We start from the raw sequence: 18,958 nt of genomic DNA, 5'->3' as shown, positions 1-18,958 counted from the left end.
CACATTATGCGCCTGCCGCTCCAAAAGACCAAGAAGTTTTGGCCCAAACGCCGCAAAATCGGGAAAGCCCTAATCTGCGGGCGCAGATTGGGTGGCTGGTGCCCCGCTTTCGTTGCGAAGCCACAACAGTCGCCCCCCATCCCCTATACTGCGCTCCAAGCTTTTTCCCCCTTTGGGCCCCTTGCCAGCGCACCCCTACCGCCCGTGATCGCCACCCCGCAAACGCTGCACTCCAGTCAGGCGCTGCCCTTGAGCAGCGGTGCCGTGCTGCCCGCCTTCGATCTGGTCTATGAATGCTACGGCCAGCTCAACGCCGCGCGCTCCAACGCCGTGCTGGTGTGCCACGCCCTCAACGCCAGCCACCACGTGGCCGGCCGCCACGCCGACGCCAGCGGCGCCCCCATCCCCAAAAGCGAAGGCTGGTGGGACAACCTGATCGGCCCCGGCAAACCGATCGACACCGAGCGCTGGTTCGTCATCGGCGTCAACAACCTCGGTTCCTGCTTTGGCAGCACCGGCCCCACGCACCTCAACCCGGCCAGCGGCCAGCCCTGGGGCGCCGACTTCCCGGTGGTCACGGTCGAGGACTGGGTCCACGCGCAAGCGCGCCTGCTCGACGCGCTGGGCATCGAGCAGCTCGCGGCCGTGATCGGCGGCAGCCTGGGCGGCATGCAGGCGCTGTCGTGGACGCTGCAATACCCTAAGCGCGTGCGCCACGCCGTGATCATTGCCAGCGCGCCCAACCTCACGGCCGAGAACATCGCCTTCAACGAAGTGGCGCGGCGCGCCATCGTCACCGACCCCGACTTCCACGGCGGCCACTACCTGCGCCACGGCACCAAACCGCGCCGGGGCCTGCGCATCGCGCGCATGATCGGGCACATCACCTACCTGAGCGACGACGTGATGAACGAAAAGTTCGGCCGCCGCCTGCGCCCGCTGGCCGACGCGCTGCGCAATGGCGACGCCGCCACCGCCGAACGCCTGGCCTACCACTACAGCACGCAGGAAGTCGAGTTCCAGATCGAGAGCTACCTGCGCCACCAGGGCGACAAGTTCAGCGACTACTTCGACGCCAACACCTATTTGCTGATCACCCGCGCGCTCGACTACTTCGACCCGGCGCGCGACCACGACGGGCAGTTGCGCGCGGCGCTGGCGCGCACCGAGGCGCGCTTTCTGCTCATCAGCTTCAGCACCGACTGGCGTTTTGCCCCGGCGCGCTCGCGCGAGATCGTCAAGGCGCTGCTGGACAACCGGCGCGACGTGAGCTACGCCGAGATCGACGCGCCGCACGGCCACGACGCCTTTTTGCTCGACGACCCGCGCTACCACGCCGCCGTGCGCAGCTACTTCGAGCAGCAGATCGCCCCCACCCTGGGGCTGGCGGGGGCCGGTCTGGTGCAACACGGCGGGCAGGCCACGCCATGAGCGACCGCCTGCTGCTCGAATCCATCGCCCGCCTGGTGCCCACGGGCGCGCGCGTGCTCGACCTGGGCTGTGGCGACGGCGCCTTGCTCGCGCACCTGCACCAGCAGCGCGGCTGCAGCGGCTACGGCGTCGAGATCGACGACGCCAAGGTGCAGCAGTGCCTTCGCCGCGGCATCAACGTGCTGCAGCTCAACCTCGAAGACGGGCTGGCGATGTTCGAAGACGACAGCTTCGACCTGGTGCTGCAGATCGACACCCTGCAGCACCTGCGCAACACCGAAGTCATGCTGCGCGAGACCGCGCGCGTGGGCCGCGCCGCCATCGTCGCCTTTCCCAACTTCGCCCACTGGCCCAACCGCCTGCGCGTGCTGCAAGGCCGCATGCCAGTGACCAAGCGCCTGCCCTACCAGTGGTACGACACGCCCAACATCCGCGTCGGCACCTACACCGACTTCGAGGTGCTGGCGCAGCGCCTGGGGCTGCGCGTGAGCGACGCCTTCGGCCTGCACGACGGCCACGAGCGGCGCTGGCGCCCGAACCTGCTGGCCAGCACCGCCGTGTTCAAGCTGGAAAAGGGCTGAGCAACAAGTCTTCCAGCCCCAGCCCGCGCAAATACAGACGCAAGGCGCGCGCACCCACCTGCTCCAGATCGAACTGGCCAGCGTCGATGAGCCAGTTTGAAATCAGGCCATCAAAAAGCATGAACAAGGCCTGCGCCGCTTCGCGCGCTGGAACGGCCAAGGTGCGCTGACTGGCCTGTGCCGCCGCCTGCAGCACCTGCTCGGCCTGCGCCTGCGCCAGTTGCATGCACTCGCGCCGGCGCGCCAGCACCGGGTCCATCTCGGCCAGGTACTCGACCCGATGCGTGGCAATGGCGAAAACGCGCTGGGTGCGCGGGTCGTGCACGGTGGCGTGCAGCGCGGCCAGCAGCGCATCGAACAAGGCCTGCAACTGGCGCTGTGGGCTGCTGTGGGCGGCGTCGAGCGCCCCAAACGCCTGCTCGAGTGGCAGCGTGGCGCGCTCCATCATGGCGTTGAACAAGTCGGCCTTGTTCTCGAAATGCCAGTAGATGGCCCCGCGCGTGAGGCCCGCCGCGCTGGCGATGTCGTGCAAAGAGGTGCGCGCCACCCCGCGCGCCAGAAACAAAACCTCGGCGGCGTCGAGCAGGCACTGACGCGTGCGTTCGGCTTCGGCTTTGGTTTTGCGTGGCATGGCTTCGGGGTTGGTTTTACGCCAATTTTATTCCGCACAAAGCGAGCCTGCACGTTTACATACATTCGTGTGTGCATGTATACTGGCGGCCTGTTTGGCCCAACCTGCCCCACACCATGCCCGCCTTGCCCCACCCATCCCATTGCCGCCCACCCCGCCACGCAGCGGCGCATGTCGTGCCCCAGCCCCAGGCCTCTCAGGCCCTGGCACCAGCGCGCGCGCCCTGGCCTCAAACCGTTGCCTGGGCGCGGGCCAGCGCCGCTGCGGGCTTGGCCGCTTGCCTGGCCCTGGCCTTGGGCGGTTGCAGCCAGGCGCCAGCCGACCCGGCTGCCGCCGCAGCCGCCATGGCGCCCGAGGTAGGCGTTGTTGTGGTACAGGCCCAAAGCACGGCGCTGAGCGCAGAGCTGCCGGGGCGGCTTGAAGCGGCGCGCACCGCGCAGGTGCGTGCGCGCAGCAGCGGCATCGTGCTCGAACGCCGTTTTGCCGAGGGCAGCCAGGTGCGCGCTGGCCAACTGCTGTTTCGCATTGACCCGGCCAGCGCCGACGCAGCCCTGGCCAGCGCCGTGGCGCAACTCAGCCGCGCTCAGGCGCAGGAGCGCCACGCCCGCGCCGAAGTGGAGCGCTTGCGCCCGCTGGCGGCCGAACAGGCGGTCAGCCAGCAGCAGTTCGACGGCGCAGAAATTGCCCTGCAATTGGCCCAAGCCGAGGGCGAAGCGGCGCAGGCCGCCGTGCAGGCCGCGCGCATCCAGCGCAGCCACGCCGACGTGACGGCACCGATTGCCGGGCGCATCGGGCGCGCGCTGGTGAGCGAAGGCGCGCTGGTGGGCCAGGGCGATGCCACGCCCATGGCGCTCATTCAGCAGACCGATCGGCTTTACGTCAACTTCACGCGCAGCGCCAATGAAGTGCTGGCGCTGCAGCGTGCCGTGCGCGCCGGGCAACTCCAGCCGGGCGGCACGGGGGCGGTGCGCGTTCAAGTGGTGCTCGACGACGGCAGCGTACACCCGCACCCTGGCCAACTGTTGTTCACCGACCTGAACGTAGACCCCGGCACCGGGCAAGTCACGCTGCGCGCCTCTGTGCCCAACCCCGACGGGCTCCTGCTGCCCGGCATGTTCGTGCGCGTGCGCCTGGCACAGGCGCAGGCTGCAGCGGCTTTTGCCGTGCCACAACAGGCGCTGCAGCGCAGCCCGCAAGGCGAGCAGGTGCTGGTGGTCGATCAGGCTGGGCGCATCAGCCCGCGTCCCGTGCGCACAGGCCCCAGCGTTGGCGGGCAAGTGTGGGTGTTGGAGGGCCTGCAAAGCGGCGAGCAGGTGGTGGTGGACGGCTTTCAGCGCCTGATGCCGGGCGTGGCGAACGTGCGCGCGGTGCCGTGGCAAGCGCCCCCCGCCGCCGCACCGGCACCTGCTGCCAGCCAAGGTTGAACAGGGGCCATCCGCATGTCGCGCTTCTTCATTGACCGGCCCATCTTTGCTTGGGTCATCGCCTTGTTCATCGCGGCCTTTGGTGCCGCCTCCCTGACGCAACTGCCGATCCAGCAGTACCCGGCGGTTGCGCCGCCAGCCATTCAGGTCAGCACCTTCTTTCCGGGCGCTTCGGCGCAAACGCACGAAGACAGCGTGCTGGCGCTGATCGAGCGCGAAATGCACGGCGCGCCTGGGCTGATGTTCATGGAGTCGGTCGCGCAGGCCGACGGCAGCGGCACCCTGACGCTGAGCTTCGAGCAAGGCAGCGACGTGCGCATGGCCCAGGTGGACGTGCAAAACCGCCTCAACCGCGCCGCCGCCCGCCTGCCCGCCGCCGTGGTGCAACAAGGCGTGCGCGTGGAGGAGGTGAACAACAACTTCCTGCTCTTCATGATGCTGCGCAGCAGCGACGCCGACACCAACCTCTATGCGCTGGGCGACTTTGCCGCGCGTCAGGTGGTGCCCGCGCTGCAACAGGTGCCTGGCGTGGGGCGTGCGCTGATGTTTGGCTCCGAGCCCGCCATGCGGGTGTGGTTCGACCCCATGCGACTGCAAGGGGCGGGGCTGAGCAGCGCCGACCTGATCACCGCCTTGCGCAACCAGAACCTGCAGGTGGCCGCGGGCGAAATCGGCTCCCTGCCCAGCGTGCCCGGACAAAGCGTGGTGGCGAGTGTGCGCGTCGAAGGCCAATTGGCCACGGTGGCCGAGTTTGAGCAATTGTTGCTGCGCACCTTGCCCGACGGCTCGGCGCTGCGCCTGCGCGACGTGGCACGGGTGGAGCTCGGCGGCCAACTGTACGCCACCAGCGCCCGCTACGATGGCCAGCCGTCGCTGGGCATCGGCATCCAACTGGCTTCAGACGGCAACGCCTTGGCCACCGCACGCGCGGTGCGCGCCGAACTCGAGCGCCTGGCACCCAGCCTGCCTGCCGGGGTCGATTGGTCGATCCCGTACGACAGCTCGCGCTTTGTCGAACTCTCGGTGCAGCAGGTGGTGCTGACGCTGCTGATGGCGCTGCTGCTGGTGGTGGCGGTGATTTACCTGTTTCTGCAAAGCTGGCGCTACACACTGGTGCCCGCGATCGTGGTGCCGATCACCCTGCTGGGCGCGCTGGCGGGTTTGCTGCTGCTGGGCTACACGATCAACGTGCTGACGCTGTTTGGCATGGTGCTGGTCATAGGCATCGTGGTTGACGACTCGATCGTGGTGGTGGAAAACGTCGAGCGCATCATGCGCGAGGAAGGGCTTGCCGCCCGCGCTGCGACCTACCGGGCGATGCAGCAAATCTCGGGCGCCATTGTGGGCACCACGGCGGTGCTGCTGTCGGTCTTCGTGCCGTTGGCATTCTTTGACGGTGCCATGGGCAACATCCTGCGCCAGTTTGCGGTGGTGCTGGGCTTGTCGGTGACGATCTCGACCTTTCTTGCCCTGACGCTGGCGCCGGCTTTGTGCGCCACACTGCTCAAACAAGCCCTGCCCGAACACGCGCAGCAGCGCGGCTTTTTTGGCGCCTTCAACCGCCGCTTCGACCGCACCACGCAAGGCTATCTGGGCTGGCTCGGCGTGGTCCTGCGCCGGCCTGGGCGCAGCATGTTGCTCTACGCCGTGCTCATAGGCCTGGCCGTGCTCGCCTACCAGCGCTTGCCAGCCTCGTTTTTGCCCAACGAAGACCAGGGCAGCTTGCTCGTCAACGTACAACTGCCCCCGGGCGCGAGCAAGGAGCGCACGCTGGCGGTGATGGAGCAAGTCGAGCAATACATGCTGGCGCAACCCGAGGTGGAGAGCATGGTCGGTGTGCTGGGCTTCAGCTTTTCGGGCCAAGGCCAGAACGCGGCGCTGGCCTTTGTGACCCTGACCGATTGGTCGCAACGCACAGAGCCGCAGAGCAGCGCGGCGGCGGTCGCCGGGCGCGCCTTCATGGCCTTGTCGGGCGTGCGCGACGCCGTCATCTTCCCGCTCAGCCCGCCCCCGATTCCACAACTGGGCTCGGCCTTGGGCTTTAGCTTTCGCCTGCAGGACCGCGCTGGCCAGGGCCACGAGGCTTTGCTGGCGGCGCGCAACCAGTTGCTCGGCCAGGCGGCGCAAAGCCCGGTATTGGCGCAGGTGTTCCCAGACGGACTGGAGCCCGCGCCGCAACTGCAACTGGATATCGACCGCGAGCGCGCCGCCACCTTGGGTGTGGATTTCGCCGCCATCGGGCAAACGCTGGCGGTTGCGCTGGGCTCGGCCTATGTGAACGACTTTCCCAACCAGGGGCGCTTGCAGCGGGTGATCGTGCAGGCCGAGGCCAGCGCACGCATGAACCCGGACGACTTGCTGCGCCTGACGGTGCCGAACCGCCTGGGGCAAGCGGTTCCGCTGTCCAGCCTGGCCAGCGCGCGTTGGGTCACAGGGCCGGTGCAGACGGTGCGCTACAACGGCTTTCCAGCCATGCGCATCAATGGCCAAGCCGCAGCGGGCCAAAGCAGCGGTGCAGCAATGGCCGAAATGGAGCGCCTGGCAAGCACTTTGCCCCCAGGGTTTGGGTATGAGTGGACCGGGCAGTCGCTGGAGGAGCAGCGCGCCGGTGCGCAATTCATCTTTGTGCTCGGCTTCGTGTTGCTGGCGGTTTACTTGTGCCTGGCGGCGCTGTACGGCAGTTGGCAGATTCCGCTGGCGGTGCTGCTGGTGGTGCCGTTGGGCATGATTGGTTTGCTGCTGGCCTTGTTGCTGCGCGGTTTCGAGGCCGACGTGTACTTCCAGATTGCGCTCATCACGATTGTCGGTCTGTCGGCCAAGAACGCGATTTTGATCGTTGAGTTTGCCAAAACCCTGCAAGAGCAAGGTGCCAGCGCTTACGACGCGGCGTTGGAAGCAGCGCGGCTGCGCTTGCGCCCCTTGGTGATGATCTCGACCGCCTTCAGCGCCGGCGTGCTGCCGCTGGTGTTCGCCAGCGGCGCTGGCGCCCTGAGCCAGCAGGTGATCGGCACGGCCCTGGTTGGCGGCATGTTGAGCGCTGTGCTGCTGGGGGTGTTTTTCATCCCCTTGTTTTATGTGTTGGTGCGCCGGTTTCTGTCGCGCCCCGACGCAGCCAAGGGTTCCACATGGGCCCCCGATGCAGTACAGGACAGCCCCCACCCCGCCGGAGACCGCCATGACTGAAGCGCATTCTGGAGCCAAAGCCGACGTGCGCGCTGCCCTGCCACGCCGCAGCCGCATCGGGTGGGCAGCGCTGGCGCTGTTGGGCTTGAGCGCTTGCTCGCAGTTCCAGCCTTACCAGCGCGCCGATCTGCCCTTGCCTGCAGACTGGCACAATGGCACCGCCCCCCACGACGGCGTTGCCAGCCCCGGCGCAGACCCCAGCCTGGTGTCGCTGGCCTGGGATCAGTTCGTGCAGGAGCCGCAACTGCGCGCCCTGATCGAGCAGGCCTTGCGCCAACACACCGATGTACGCATCGCGCAGCGCCAAGTCGACCTGTTGCAGGCGCAATGGCAGCAAAGGCGCGCCGCCCAAGGGCCAAGCCTGGGTGCCGCGCTGCAAGCCCAGGTGGTGGGTGGCGACACGCCAGGCACCGACCAGGTGCGCGCTGGCTTGCAAGTGGCTGGCTGGGAGCTCGACTTCTTTGGCCGCCTGCAAAGCCTGAGCGCTGCAGCGCAAGCGCAGTACCTGGCGTCGCTGGAGGGCGAACGCTTCGCGCGCGTCAGCCTGGTGGCCGCGTTGGCCTCGGCCTGGCTCGATTGGCTTGGCCTGCAGGCGCAACTCGAGCTCAGCCAACGCAGCCTGGACAACCGCAACGCCGCCCTGCACCTGATGCAGCGCCGCCAGCAACAAGGCTTGGCGAGCGCGCAAGAGGTGCAACAGGCCCAGACCCTGGTGCAGGCTGCGCGCCTGGTGCAAGCGCAACAGCAACGCCAACTGCAACTGGCGCTGCACCAACTGCAAGCCCTGCTCGGCGCGCCGCAAACCGCTTTGCCTACGCCCACCGCGCTGCCCTTGCTGACAGGCAAGCCCGAGCTTGGCAGCGGCGTGCTGCAGCCGGTGGCGGTGGGTTTGCCAGCCCAGGTCTTGCTGCAACGCCCAGACGTGCGCGCCGCCGAAAACCGGCTCGCGGCGGCGCAGGCGCATATTGGCGCCGCACGCGCAGCGTTTTTTCCGCGCATAGCGCTCACGGCACAGTTGGGCAGTGCCAGCAGCGAGCTCAGCGGCCTGTTTGCCAGCGGCAGTTGGGGCTGGAGCCTGGCACCGCAAGTGCTGATGCCCTTGCTCGACCGCGGTGCCAACCAAGCTGGCCTGGCGCAAGCACAGGCCGAGCGCGACATCGCCCTGCTGCGCTACCAGCAGGCGATCGAAGGCGCATTCCGCGAGGTGCGCGACGCGCTCGCCAACCAGGCTCTGTTGCGCTCCGAGTACGCTGCACAGCAGGCGCTGCTGGCCAGCGAACAGGAACGCTTGCGCCTGGCGCAACGGCGCCTGAAGGCCGGTGCCGCCAACCAACTCGAATGGCTCGATGCCGAGCGCAGCGTGTTTGCCGCCGAGCAGCAGTTGCTGCAACTGCGCCTGGCACAACTGCACAACCGCGTGGCGCTGTACCGCGCCAGCGGCGGGCATTGAGTCAGCAGCGGTCGCCGCTCAAGCGGCATTCGGCGTGCAGGTCGAGCGTGGCGCGCTGCCCGAGGTCGGCGCGGTGCGCCTGCAGCCAGGCGTCGGCGCTGGCGTGGCCGCGCTTGAACAGATCGAGCAAGAAGGGCGGATCGGTGCGCAGCTTGGACGCCGCCCCGAGCTCGACCAGCGCCGCGCCGCCGTCGATGCGGTGCGTGCGCAGCGCGGCGATGCGCGCCATCAGCGGGTCGCGGTCGGGGTGCGTGGCCGCCGGGCCGTCCTGTTCGATCAGGTTCTTGAGCAGCTGGATCGTGCGCAGCTCCTTGAGCAGGCTGGCGTTGAAGGTGATCTCGTTGACCCGGTCCATGATGTCGGCCACCTGCTGCGGCACCTGGCTGCGCAGCATCGGGTTGATCTGCACCAGCAGCAAGTCGTCGGCCGGGCTCTCGCCGATCAGCGGCATGAGCGAGGGGTTGCCGGCGTAGCCGCCGTCCCAATAGGGTTCGCCGTCGATCTCCACGGCCTGGAACAGCGTCGGCAGGCAAGCCGAAGCCAGCGCCACCTGGGCGTTGAGCTCGTGCTGGCGAAACACGCGCAAGGCGCCGGTGCGCACATGCGTGGCGGCGATGAACAAACGCGTTTTGGTGCAGGTGCGCACGCGCTCGAAATCGACCGTGCGCTCCAGGATGCTGCGCAGCGGGTTCAGGTCCAGCGGGTTGAACTGATAGGGCGAAAACGGTTGACCGATGGCCTTGCTCCACCAGCGCATCGACTCTTGGCTGGCCTGCTGCCAGGCTTGCACGCCGGGCAGGCGCGCCGTCCAGGCATGGAGGCCGCCCATGGCCGGCTGCAGCAGCGCAAAGGGCGATTGCGCCCCCACCTGGGTCCAGAACGCGCGCAGGGTGTTGCGCGCGCCCTCGCGGCCGCCCTCCATCAGCCCGGCGGCCAGCGCGACCGCGTTCATGGCCCCGGCGCTGGTGCCGCTGATGGCCGCGATTTCCAGGCTCTCGTCCTGCAGCAGCCGGTCCAGCACGCCCCAGGTGAAGGCGCCATGCGCGCCACCGCCTTGCAGGGCGAGGTCGATGGGCAGGGGCGGTGCGGCAGCAGGGACTTGTTTCATGCGCACATTATGCGCCAGCGACTGTGTAAACCCCATGAAACCCGGCTCAGGGCTGAGTCTGGAGGCTGCGCACGACCTCGAGCGCCTCCTCGATGCGCTCCACAGGGTGCAGCGCCATGCCGGCCAGCGCCTTGTGCTGCGCCAGATCCGACTTTTTGGGCAGGTTGGCCTTGGGCAACAGGGCGGCCGTAAAACCCAGCTTGGCGGCTTCGCGCAGCCGCTCCTGCCCGCGCGGCGCCGGGCGCACCTCGCCCGCCAGCCCGACCTCGCCAAAGGCCAGAAAACCCTGCGGCAAGGCGCGGTTGCGCAGCGACGACGCGATCGCCAGCAGCACCGCCAGATCGGCCGCCGGCTCGCTGATGCGCACCCCGCCCACGGCGTTGACGAACACGTCCTGGTCGCTGCACGACACCCCGGCGTGCCGGTGCAGCACCGCCAGCAGCATCGCCAGGCGCTCGCGCTCCAACCCCACGCTCAGGCGCCGCGGGCTCGGGCCGCCGCTGTCCACCAGCGCCTGAATCTCGACCAGCAGCGGCCGCGTGCCTTCGAGCGTCACCAGCACGCAACTGCCCGGCACCGGCTGGCTGTGCTGGCTCAGGAAAATCGCGCTCGGGTTGCTCACGCCCTTGAGCCCACGCTCGGTCATGGCAAAGACGCCGATCTCGTTCACGGCGCCGAAGCGGTTCTTGATGGCCCGAATCAGCCGGTAGGGGCCGTGGCTGTCGCCCTCGAAATACAGCACCGTGTCCACCATGTGCTCGAGCACGCGCGGCCCGGCCAGCGTGCCTTCCTTGGTCACGTGCCCGACCAGCACGATGGCGCTGCCGCTGGCCTTGGCGGCGCGCGTCAGGTAGGCGGCGCATTCGCGCACCTGGGCCACCGAACCGGGTGCCGAGCTGAGCTGGTCCGAATACAGGGTCTGGATCGAGTCGATCACCGCCAGCGCCGGGCGCTCGCGTGCCAGCGTGGCCAGGATGGCCTCGAGCCCGATCTCGACCAGCACCGGCACCGGGCTCGCCGCCAGCCCGAGGCGGCGCGCGCGCAGCGCCACCTGGGCCGCGCTTTCTTCGCCGCTCACGTACAGCGTCGGCAGGCCCTGGCGCTGCATGGCGTCCAGCGCCTGCAGCAGCAGCGTCGATTTGCCGATGCCGGGGTCGCCGCCGATCAGCACCACGCCCCCGGCGACGATGCCGCCGCCGAGCACGCGGTCCAGCTCCTCCTGCCCGGTGGCGGTGCGCGCCACTTCGCTGGCCTCGATGGCGCACAGCGGCGCCAGTTCGGCCGCCGCCACCAGCCCTGTGGGCCCAGCCGCGCCGAGCCGGTTCTTGCCTGCGGCTTGCGGCTCGGGCGCGGTTTCGAGCAGGCTGTTCCAGGCCCCGCAGTGCGGGCATTTGCCGAGCCAGCGCGGCGTCGTGCCGCCGCATTGCTGGCAACTGTAGTGGGACTTGTCTTTGGCCATGGGGCGCACTGTAGCAGCGCCGGGCACAGAGGATAATGCGCCGTCATGGCCGTCGTGATCCAGAACCCTCCCTTGTGGCGTCGGGCCTTGCCGCTGGTGCAGGGCTTCGATGGCCCGCTGCTGCTGGCCATTGCGCTGCTGAGCGCGCTCGGGCTGCTGGCCATGTATTCGGCCGCCTTCGAAATGCCGGGCCGCTTCGAGCTGCACGTGCGCAACCTGCTGATCGCGGCCGCCGCGCTGTTCGTGGTGGCGCAGATTCCGCCACAGCGCTGGCTGGCGCTGGCCGCGCCGCTGTACGTGGGCGGCCTGCTGCTGCTGCTGGCGGTGGAGCTGGTGGGGATCGAGCGCAACGGCGCGCAGCGCTGGCTCGACCTTGGCTTCATCGTCATGCAGCCGAGCGAGATCATGAAGCTGGCCATGCCGCTGATGCTGGCCTGGTGGTTTCACAAGCGCGAGGGCCAGTTGCAGTGGCCCGATTTCGTGGTCGCCGGCGTGATCGTGGCCGTGCCCACGGCGCTGATCATGAGCCAGCCCGACCTCGGCACCAGCCTGCTCATCGCCAGTTCGGGCCTGTTCGTGATCTACTTTGCCGGCCTGAGCTGGAAGCTCATCCTCCCGCCGCTGCTGCTGGGGCTGGTGGGCATCGTCACCCTGGTGCTGATGGAGCCGCACTGGTGCCAGCGCGGGGTCGACTGGGTGCTGCTGCGCGACTACCAGAAGGTGCGCGTCTGCACCCTGCTCAACCCCCACGCCGACCCCTTGGGCAGCGGCTTTCACATCATCCAGAGCATGATCGCCATCGGCTCGGGTGGCCTGTGGGGCCAGGGGCTGCTGCAAGGCACCCAGACCCAGCTCGACTTCGTGCTCGAGCGCACCACCGACTTCATCTTTGCCGCCTACGCCGAAGAGTTTGGCTTCCTCGGTGTGCTGCTGCTGCTGGGGGCGTATTTCTATCTGGTCTGGCGCGGCCTCAAAATCGCCATCGAAGCCCCGACCCTGTTCACCCGCCTGCTGGCCGGCGCGCTCACGCTGGTGCACTTCGTCTATGCCTTTGTGAACATCGGCATGGTCAGCGGCATTTTGCCGGTGGTCGGGCTGCCGCTGCCGTTCATGAGCTTTGGCGGCACGGCCATGCTCACGCTCGGGGCCAGCCTGGGCATCTTGCTGGCCATCGGGCGCTCCAGGCGGCGGCTGCAATCCTGAGCGCGGCCCTTGCGCACGGCGCCCTGCGGCGCCACGGCCCACTGCACGCGCCCCGGCACGGTCGGGCGCAAGTTCCTACAATGGGGCCCATGATCGCACGCGAACCCACCCTGGCCCGGCTGGCCACTGCCCACAGCCTGTTGCTCGAACCCTACGGGCTCGACCAGACCCACCTGCGCCGCACCCTGAGCCAGCTCATGGCCCCTGGGGTCGATGACGCCGACCTCTACTTCCAGTACACCCGCTCCGAGGGCTGGAGCCTCGAAGAAGGCATCGTCAAGAGCGGCAGCTTCAGCATCGACCAAGGCGTGGGCGTGCGCGCCGTCAGCGGCGACAAGACCGCCTTTGCCTACTCCGACGACCTGTCGTGGGCCGCCCTGCAAGACGCGGCGCAAAACGTGCGCAGCATCGGTGCCCAGGGGCAGCAGGGCCGCACCAGGGTGGGCGCACGCCAGGTCGCCAAGGCGCGCTCGCTCTACCCAGGGCACGACCCGATCGCCAGCCTCGACAGCGCCGCCAAGGTGGCGTTGCTCGAGCGCGTCGAGGCGCTGGCCAAGGCACAGGACCCGCGCATCGTGCAGGTCATGGCCAGTCTGGCCAGCGAATACGACGTGGTGCTGGTGGCGCGCGCCGACGGCACCCTGGCCGCCGACGTGCGGCCGCTGGTGCGCCTGTCGCTGACCGTGATCGCCGAACAGGGCGGGCGGCGCGAATCGGGTTCCTCTGGCGGCGGCGGCCGCTTTGGGCTGGCGCGCTTTGATGAAGCGCAAATCGCGCACTATGTCACCGACGCCGTGCAGTCGGCCCTGACCAACCTCGAGAGCCGCCCCGCGCCGGCGGGCGAGATGACGGTGGTGCTGGGCCCCGGTTGGCCGGGCGTGCTGCTGCACGAGGCCGTGGGGCATGGGCTCGAGGGCGACTTCAACCGCAAGGGCTCGAGCGCCTTTGCCGGCCGCATCGGCAAGCGCGTGGCAGCCAAGGGCGTGACCGTGCTCGACGACGGCACGCTCACCGACCGGCGCGGTTCGCTCAACATGGACGACGAAGGCTGCGCCAGCCAGCGCAATGTGCTGATCGAAGACGGCATTCTGCGCGGCTACCTGCAAGACAGCCTGAACGCGCGCCTCATGGGCGTCAAGCCCACCGGCAACGCCCGGCGCGAGAGCTACGCCCACCTGCCCATGCCGCGCATGACCAACACCTACATGCTGGCCGGCGACAAGGCGCCGCAGGAAATCATCGCCAGCATCAAACGCGGCCTGTATGCCAGCAACTTTGGCGGCGGCCAGGTCGATATCACCAGCGGCAAGTTCGTGTTCAGCGCCAGCCAGGCCTGGTGGGTCGAAGACGGCAAGCTGCAATACCCGGTCAAGGGCGCCACGCTGGTGGGCAGCGGCCCCGAGGCGCTCAAGCAAGTCAGCCTGATCGGCAACGACCTCGCGCTCGACAGCGGCGTGGGCACCTGCGGCAAGGAAGGCCAGAGCCTGCCGGTGGGCGTGGGCCAGCCGACGCTGCGCATCGACGGGCTGACGGTGGGCGGCACGGCCTGAAACCCCTCTCGGCAACCTGGGGCCTCGAGCGCTCGGCACGGCCAAGCTGGCGGCGGGCGCTGGCGTCGCAGGTCTGACAATCGCCCGGGGTGGGACAGGTAGATGACCAGCAGCGCGGCAACGGGCGCAAGCCGGCTCAAGGCCGCAACAACGCGCGCAGCTTCATGCCGCTGAGCAGCAGCGCGCCGAAGTACACCAGCGCGGCGCCGACCAGCAGCGCGGCCATGGCCAGCAGGCGCTGCCAGACGCTCACATCGACCGCCACCCAGGCAAATTGGCCAGCGGCCCACCACAGAAAAGCGCCCAGCAGCGCACACGCCAGCAGCACGCGCAGCGCAAACAGCAGCCAGCCCGGCCGCGCCTGGTAGGCGCCGCGCCGCAGCAGGCCCGCCAGCAGCAGGCCGGCATTGATCAGCGCCCCCAGGCCTATGGCCAGCGCCAGCCCGGCGTGGGCCAAGTGCGGCACCAGCAGCAGGTTGAGCAACTGCGTCAGCACCAGCACCGCAATGGCAATTTTGACCGGCGTGCGGATGTCTTGCTTGGCATAAAAAGCCGGGGCCAGAATCTTGATCGCCACCAGGCCCAGCAGCCCGACACCGTAGCCCATGAGCGCCGCCGCGGTTTGCTGCACGTCGTGCGCGCTGAAGGCACCGTAGTGGAACAGCACCGCCACCAGCGGCTCGGCGATCAGCAGCAGCGCCAGCGCGCAGGGCAGTGCCAGCAGCAGCATCAGGCGCAAGCCCCAGTCGAGCAAGCCGCTGTAGCGCGCGGCGTCGGCGGCGGCATGGGCGCTGGCCAGCGCGGGCAGCAGCACCACGCCCAGCGCCACACCGAGCAGCGCGGTCGGAAACTCCATCAGGCGGTCGGCGAAGGTGAGCCAGCTCACGCTGCCGGTGGCCAGGTGCGAGGCGATCTGGGTGTTGATGAGCAGCGACAACTGCGCCACACTCACCCCCAGCAGCGCCGGCAGCATGAGCGTGAGGATGCGCTGCGTGCCCGGGTGCTGCCAGGCCGCGCGCACCTTGGACCAGCGCAAGCCCACCCGCGGCAGCAGCCCCAGGCGCTTGAGGGCCGCCAGTTGAACCGCCAGTTGCAGGCTGCCGCCGAGCAACACGCCTCCGGCCAGCGCCATGATCGGCTCGATGCCCATCGACTCAAACCACGGCGCCCCCCAAGCCGCCGCCACGATCAAGCCGACGTTGAGCAGCACCGGTGTGGCCGCCGGCACGGCAAAGCGCTTCCAGGTGTTGAGGATGCCGGCCGCCAGCGCCACCAGCGACATGAAGCCGATGTAGGGGAACATCCAGCGCGTCAGCGCCACCGTCACGTCAAAGGTGTACGGGTCGCGCGCCAGCCCAGATGCCATGGCCCATACCAGCAGTGGTGCCGCCAGCACGCCCACGATGCAGGTGAGTGTGAGCGCCCAGGCCAGCACCGTGGCCACGCGGTCGATCAGGTCTTGGGTGGCGGCGTCGCCCTCTTGGGTGCGCGTGGCCGCCAGCACCGGCACAAAAGCCTGGCTGAACGCGCCTTCGGCAAACAGGCGCCGCAGCAGGTTGGGGATGCGAAACGCGACGTTGAAGGCGTCGGTCATGGCGCTCACGCCAAAGGTGGCGGCGATGAGCAGATCGCGCACCAGGCCGCTGATGCGCGACAGCAGGGTGAGCAGCGAGACGACAGAGGCGGATTTAAAGAGCGACACAGCGCGAGTGTAGCCTTGGCACTAGAATGGTTCGCGCCCACGATTGCTGCGCTCGCCACCTCTCCAGGGGATGCGCGGGTGGCTGCAGGCGCTCGGGCGCCAATAAAATGATTCTTATGCCGATTTTCAACGCCGACCTGCACTGCCACTCCACCGTCTCCGACGGCACCCTCACGCCCGAGGCGCTGGCGGCACGCGCCAAGGCCAACGGGGTCGAGCTCTGGGCCCTGACCGACCACGACGAAGTGAGCGGCCAGCAGCGCGCCATCGACGCCGCGCGCGCCCTGGCGCTGCCCTACCTCACCGGCACCGAGATTTCGGTCAGCTTTTGCGAGCTCACGGTGCACATCGTCGGGCTGGGTTTTGACCACACCCACCCGGCGCTGTTGCAGGGCCTGGAGCGCACGCGCAGCGGCCGCAGCGCGCGCGCCCAGGAAATGGCGCAGCAGTTGCGCCTGGTCGGCATCCCCGGTGTCTTCGAGGGGGCGCTCAAATACGTCAGCAACCCAGAGCTGATTTCGCGCGCCCATTTTGCCCGCTACCTGGTCGAGGTCGGGGTGTGCAAAGACGTGCAAGAGGTGTTTCGCAAATACCTCACCGACGGCAAACCCGGCTTCGTGCCGCACCGCTGGGCCAGCCTGGGCGACGCGGTGCGCTGGATCGTCGAGGCCGGCGGCGTGGCGGTGATCGCGCATCCAGCGCGCTACAACCATCCCAACGCCACCCAGGAATACGCCCTGTTCAGCGAATTCAAGGCCCACGGCGGGCAAGCGGTGGAGGTGCTCACCGGCAGCCACAGCAGCGCCGAAGCGGCCCAGTACGCCGAGATGGCGCTCGAGTTTGGCCTTGCGGCCTCGCGCGGCTCCGATTTCCACAGCCCCGGCGAGAGCCACTGCGAGCTCGGCGCCCTGCCCTTGCTCGACGCCCGCTTGCAGCCGGTGTGGGATTTGCTGGCACACCGTGTCCACTGAAAGCGCGCGCTTGGTGCAGCCACGCGCGCTGCTGGGTATTGCCTTTGTGGTGCTGGCGGTGGCCTGTTTTGCGGCGCTGGATGCCACCGTCAAGCTGCTGGGCGCCAGCATTTCGGTGCTGATGGTGGTGTGGTTTCGCTACACCTTTCAGGCGCTGGTCATGGCCGCGGTGGTGCTGCCCACCCGCGGCTGGCGTTCGTTGGCCACACGCCAGCCGCTGCTGCACGCGCTGCGCGGGCTGCTGCTGCTGGCAGTCAGTACCTTGAGCTTTGTCAGCGTGCAACACATGCCGCTGGGTGAGTTCACCGCCATGATCATGCTCACGCCGCTGGTGGTGACGCTGCTGGCGGCCGTGTTTTTGCGCGAAACCGTGAGCCGCCTGCGCTGGCTGCTGGTCTGGGGCGGTTTTGCCGGGGCCTTGCTCATCATCCAGCCCACCGGGGCCGCGCTGGGCTGGTTTGTGCTGGTGCCGCTGCTCATGGTGCTGCTGTACGCCACGTTCCAGATTCTGACCAGCCGCATGGCGCGCAGCGAAGACGCCATGACCATGCACTGCTATACCGGCTGGACCGGGGCGGCGCTGATGACGCTGGCGCTGCCCTGGGTCTGGCAGACCATCCCTGATTTGCGCACGCTGGCGCTGCTGTGCCTGGCGGGGCTGTGCGGCACCGTGGGCCATTTTTTGTTCATCCAGGCGTTTGCGCGCGCGCCGGCCTCCACCCTGGCACCCTACATGTATCTGCAAGTGGGCCTTGCGCTGCTGCTGGGCTGGTTGCTGTTTGGTCACCTGCCAGGGCTGTGGGCCTGGGTGGGCATGGGCCTGATTGTGCTCTGCGGCGCGACCTTGGTCTGGCTCACGGCGCGTCAACCCAAAATCGACTGATTCTCACCCTCTACCCATGTCGCAGTATTTTCAACTCCACCCCGACAACCCGCAACCGCGCCTGCTCAAACAGGCGGTGCAGGCGCTGCAGCAAGGCGGCGTGCTGGCGCTGCCCACCGACTCCAGCTACGCGCTGGTCTGCCACCTCGACGACAAAGACGCGGTCGAGCGGCTGCGCCGCATCCGTGGCTTCGATGCCAGGCACCCGCTCACGCTGCTGTGCCGCGACCTGAGCGAACTGGCCAGCTACGCGCGCGTGAGCAACGCCCAGTTTCGCCTGCTCAAGCTCGGCACCCCCGGCCCCTACACCTTCGTGCTCGAGGCCAGCAAAGAGGTGCCGCGGCGTCTGAGCCACCCGGCGCGCAAGACCATCGGGCTGCGCGTTCCGGCACACAAGGTGCTGCAGGCACTGCTGGAACTGCACGGCGCGCCGCTGCTGGGCACCACCCTGATCGAGCCCGGCGCCAGCGAGCCCCTCAACGACGCGCACGAAATCCGTCAGCGCCTCGAGCACAGCCTGGCCGCCGTGATCGACGCCGGCGCCTGCGCGCTGGCGCCCACCACCGTACTCGACCTCACGCCCATGGCCCAAGGCGAGGCGCCGCAGCTGCTGCGCCAAGGCCAGGGCAGCCTGGCCGCGCTCGGGTTGTAAGCGCCACCGAGCCCATACGCCACACCGCTGCGCTGCTGAGACAATACACCCCATGGACATCGCCGCCCTGCTGCAAACCATCGCCGTCTTTGCGTTGCCGGTGCTGTTTGCCATCACCATCCACGAGGCCGCGCACGGCTACGCGGCGCGCCACTTCGGCGACCCCACGGCCTGGATGCTGGGGCGCATCACGCTCAACCCGGCCAAGCACATCGACCCGCTGGGCACGATCGCGCTGCCGCTGCTGCTGCTGTTTGCCACCAGCGGCGCTTTTTTGTTTGGCTACGCCAAGCCGGTGCCAGTGAACGCCGCGCGCCTGCGCCGGCCCAAGACCGATATGGTCTGGGTGGCGCTGGCCGGCCCGGCGTCCAACGTGGTGCAGGCGCTGCTGTGGGTGATCTTTGGCTATCTGCTGCTGGCGCTGGGCCTGCACGAGCCGTTTTTGCTTGAAATGTCGCAGGCCGGGCTGCTGGTCAATCTGGTGCTGTTCGTGCTCAATATGCTGCCGCTGCCGCCGCTGGATGGCGGGCGCATCCTGGTCGGGCTGCTGCCCGCGCAACCGGCGCAGGCGGTCGCGCGCATCGAACCCTTTGGCTTCATCATCGTGCTGGTGCTGCTGTTCACCGGTTTGCTGGGCACCTACTGGCTGCGCCCACTGATGACGCTTTCAGCCGACCTGATCCAAACCGTGCTCACGCCGCTGCGCTGGTTGCTGCTTTAAATTTACCCC

The 18,958-nt window shown here is 68.5% G+C and carries 15 protein-coding genes; 11 read left to right on the top strand and 4 right to left on the bottom strand.

The features are described 5' to 3' along the window. The first annotated feature begins 204 nt into the window (after positions 1–204). Together metX and metW are read left to right on the top strand one after the other, a co-directional pair. Positions 205–1,431 (top strand): homoserine O-succinyltransferase MetX, encoded by a 1,227-nt coding sequence (gene metX / locus AAAZ40_RS03700; protein ID WP_476661231.1) that lies wholly within the window; start codon positions 205–207, stop codon positions 1,429–1,431. Then, the gene (gene metW, locus AAAZ40_RS03695; RefSeq protein ID WP_476661230.1) at positions 1,428–2,012 is read left to right on the top strand and encodes a methionine biosynthesis protein MetW; all 585 of its coding nucleotides are present in this window, start codon (positions 1,428–1,430) and stop codon (positions 2,010–2,012) included. Before metX ends, metW begins: the two co-directional genes overlap by 4 nt. Here the strand turns inward: metW and AAAZ40_RS03690 are convergent. Further along, complete coding sequence (locus AAAZ40_RS03690; protein ID WP_476661229.1) at positions 1,993–2,643, bottom strand: TetR family transcriptional regulator; 651 nt, start codon at positions 2,641–2,643, stop codon at positions 1,993–1,995. The two genes, metW and AAAZ40_RS03690, sit on opposite strands and share 20 nt — an antisense overlap. Positions 2,644–2,819: 176 nt before the next feature. Between AAAZ40_RS03690 and AAAZ40_RS03685 the strand changes: the two genes are divergently transcribed. Genes AAAZ40_RS03685 through AAAZ40_RS03675 form a run of 3 tightly spaced genes read left to right on the top strand, consistent with a single transcriptional unit; the run spans position 2,820 to position 8,700 of the window. Then, positions 2,820–4,067, top strand: a complete 1,248-nt coding sequence (locus tag AAAZ40_RS03685) for an efflux RND transporter periplasmic adaptor subunit (protein ID WP_476661228.1) — start codon at positions 2,820–2,822, stop codon at positions 4,065–4,067. 15 nt (positions 4,068–4,082) lie between these two features. After that, on the top strand, positions 4,083–7,250 hold the full coding sequence (locus tag AAAZ40_RS03680) for an efflux RND transporter permease subunit (RefSeq protein ID WP_476661227.1): 3,168 nt from the start codon (positions 4,083–4,085) through the stop codon (positions 7,248–7,250). Next, on the top strand, positions 7,243–8,700 hold the full coding sequence (locus AAAZ40_RS03675; RefSeq protein ID WP_476661226.1) for an efflux transporter outer membrane subunit: 1,458 nt from the start codon (positions 7,243–7,245) through the stop codon (positions 8,698–8,700). The genes AAAZ40_RS03680 and AAAZ40_RS03675 overlap by 8 nt, the downstream gene beginning before the upstream one ends. 1 nt (position 8,701) lies before the next feature. Here the strand turns inward: AAAZ40_RS03675 and AAAZ40_RS03670 are convergent, their stop codons facing one another. Both AAAZ40_RS03670 and radA read right to left on the bottom strand, forming a co-directional pair. Beyond that, a complete protein-coding gene (locus AAAZ40_RS03670) occupies positions 8,702–9,808 on the bottom strand; it encodes a patatin-like phospholipase family protein (protein ID WP_476661225.1) in 1,107 nt (368 codons plus the stop codon). Between the two features lie 46 nt (positions 9,809–9,854). After that, positions 9,855–11,267 carry a DNA repair protein RadA gene (radA, locus tag AAAZ40_RS03665; RefSeq protein ID WP_476661224.1) on the bottom strand — a complete coding sequence of 471 codons (1,413 nt, stop codon included), beginning with the start codon at positions 11,265–11,267 and terminating at the stop codon, positions 9,855–9,857. A 45-nt stretch (positions 11,268–11,312) separates the two neighbouring features. On the opposite strand from radA, the gene rodA reads away from it, so the two are divergent. Both rodA and tldD read left to right on the top strand, forming a co-directional pair. Beyond that, positions 11,313–12,470, top strand: coding sequence for a rod shape-determining protein RodA (rodA, locus tag AAAZ40_RS03660; RefSeq protein ID WP_476661223.1), 1,158 nt, complete (start codon positions 11,313–11,315; stop codon positions 12,468–12,470). A gap of 89 nt (positions 12,471–12,559) precedes the next feature. After that, positions 12,560–14,020, top strand: a complete 1,461-nt coding sequence (gene tldD, locus AAAZ40_RS03655; protein ID WP_476661222.1) for a metalloprotease TldD — start codon at positions 12,560–12,562, stop codon at positions 14,018–14,020. A 136-nt stretch (positions 14,021–14,156) separates the two neighbouring features. Here the strand turns inward: tldD and murJ are convergent, their stop codons facing one another. Continuing rightward, on the bottom strand, positions 14,157–15,722 hold the full coding sequence (murJ, locus tag AAAZ40_RS03650; RefSeq protein WP_476661221.1) for a murein biosynthesis integral membrane protein MurJ: 1,566 nt from the start codon (positions 15,720–15,722) through the stop codon (positions 14,157–14,159). Between the two features lie 116 nt (positions 15,723–15,838). Between murJ and AAAZ40_RS03645 the strand changes: the two genes are divergently transcribed. From AAAZ40_RS03645 to AAAZ40_RS03630, 4 genes are read left to right on the top strand one after another with little or no spacing between them, the layout of a single operon-like run. After that, on the top strand, positions 15,839–16,693 hold the full coding sequence (locus AAAZ40_RS03645) for a 3',5'-nucleoside bisphosphate phosphatase (protein WP_476661220.1): 855 nt from the start codon (positions 15,839–15,841) through the stop codon (positions 16,691–16,693). Beyond that, positions 16,683–17,576, top strand: a complete 894-nt coding sequence (locus tag AAAZ40_RS03640) for a DMT family transporter (RefSeq protein WP_476661219.1) — start codon at positions 16,683–16,685, stop codon at positions 17,574–17,576. The genes AAAZ40_RS03645 and AAAZ40_RS03640 overlap by 11 nt, the downstream gene beginning before the upstream one ends. A gap of 16 nt (positions 17,577–17,592) precedes the next feature. Beyond that, positions 17,593–18,228 carry an L-threonylcarbamoyladenylate synthase gene (locus tag AAAZ40_RS03635; RefSeq protein ID WP_476661218.1) on the top strand — a complete coding sequence of 212 codons (636 nt, stop codon included), beginning with the start codon at positions 17,593–17,595 and terminating at the stop codon, positions 18,226–18,228. A 52-nt stretch (positions 18,229–18,280) separates the two neighbouring features. Then, the gene (locus tag AAAZ40_RS03630) at positions 18,281–18,949 is read left to right on the top strand and encodes a site-2 protease family protein (RefSeq protein ID WP_476661217.1); all 669 of its coding nucleotides are present in this window, start codon (positions 18,281–18,283) and stop codon (positions 18,947–18,949) included. The last annotated feature ends 9 nt before the right edge of the window (positions 18,950–18,958 follow it).

It is taken from the genome of Serpentinimonas sp. SMBJO2, from assembly GCF_056341105.1.
The sequence above is the reverse complement of the archived record's forward strand: the minus strand, read 5'-3'. Positions and strand labels throughout refer to the sequence as shown.

Excerpts from the sequence above, each read along its gene's own strand:
- metW (WP_476661230.1), top strand. The coding sequence starts at position 1,428 with ATGAGCGACCGCCTGCTGCTCGAATCCATCGCCCGCCTGGTGCCCACG.
- AAAZ40_RS03690 (WP_476661229.1), bottom strand. The coding sequence starts at position 2,643 with ATGCCACGCAAAACCAAAGCCGAAGCCGAACGCACGCGTCAGTGCCTG.
- AAAZ40_RS03680 (WP_476661227.1), top strand. The coding sequence starts at position 4,083 with ATGTCGCGCTTCTTCATTGACCGGCCCATCTTTGCTTGGGTCATCGCC.
- AAAZ40_RS03675 (WP_476661226.1), top strand. The coding sequence starts at position 7,243 with ATGACTGAAGCGCATTCTGGAGCCAAAGCCGACGTGCGCGCTGCCCTG.
- AAAZ40_RS03670 (WP_476661225.1), bottom strand. The coding sequence starts at position 9,808 with ATGAAACAAGTCCCTGCTGCCGCACCGCCCCTGCCCATCGACCTCGCC.
- radA (WP_476661224.1), bottom strand. The coding sequence starts at position 11,267 with ATGGCCAAAGACAAGTCCCACTACAGTTGCCAGCAATGCGGCGGCACG.
- rodA (WP_476661223.1), top strand. The coding sequence starts at position 11,313 with ATGGCCGTCGTGATCCAGAACCCTCCCTTGTGGCGTCGGGCCTTGCCG.
- tldD (WP_476661222.1), top strand. The coding sequence starts at position 12,560 with ATGATCGCACGCGAACCCACCCTGGCCCGGCTGGCCACTGCCCACAGC.
- AAAZ40_RS03645 (WP_476661220.1), top strand. The coding sequence starts at position 15,839 with ATGCCGATTTTCAACGCCGACCTGCACTGCCACTCCACCGTCTCCGAC.
- AAAZ40_RS03635 (WP_476661218.1), top strand. The coding sequence starts at position 17,593 with ATGTCGCAGTATTTTCAACTCCACCCCGACAACCCGCAACCGCGCCTG.
- AAAZ40_RS03630 (WP_476661217.1), top strand. The coding sequence starts at position 18,281 with ATGGACATCGCCGCCCTGCTGCAAACCATCGCCGTCTTTGCGTTGCCG.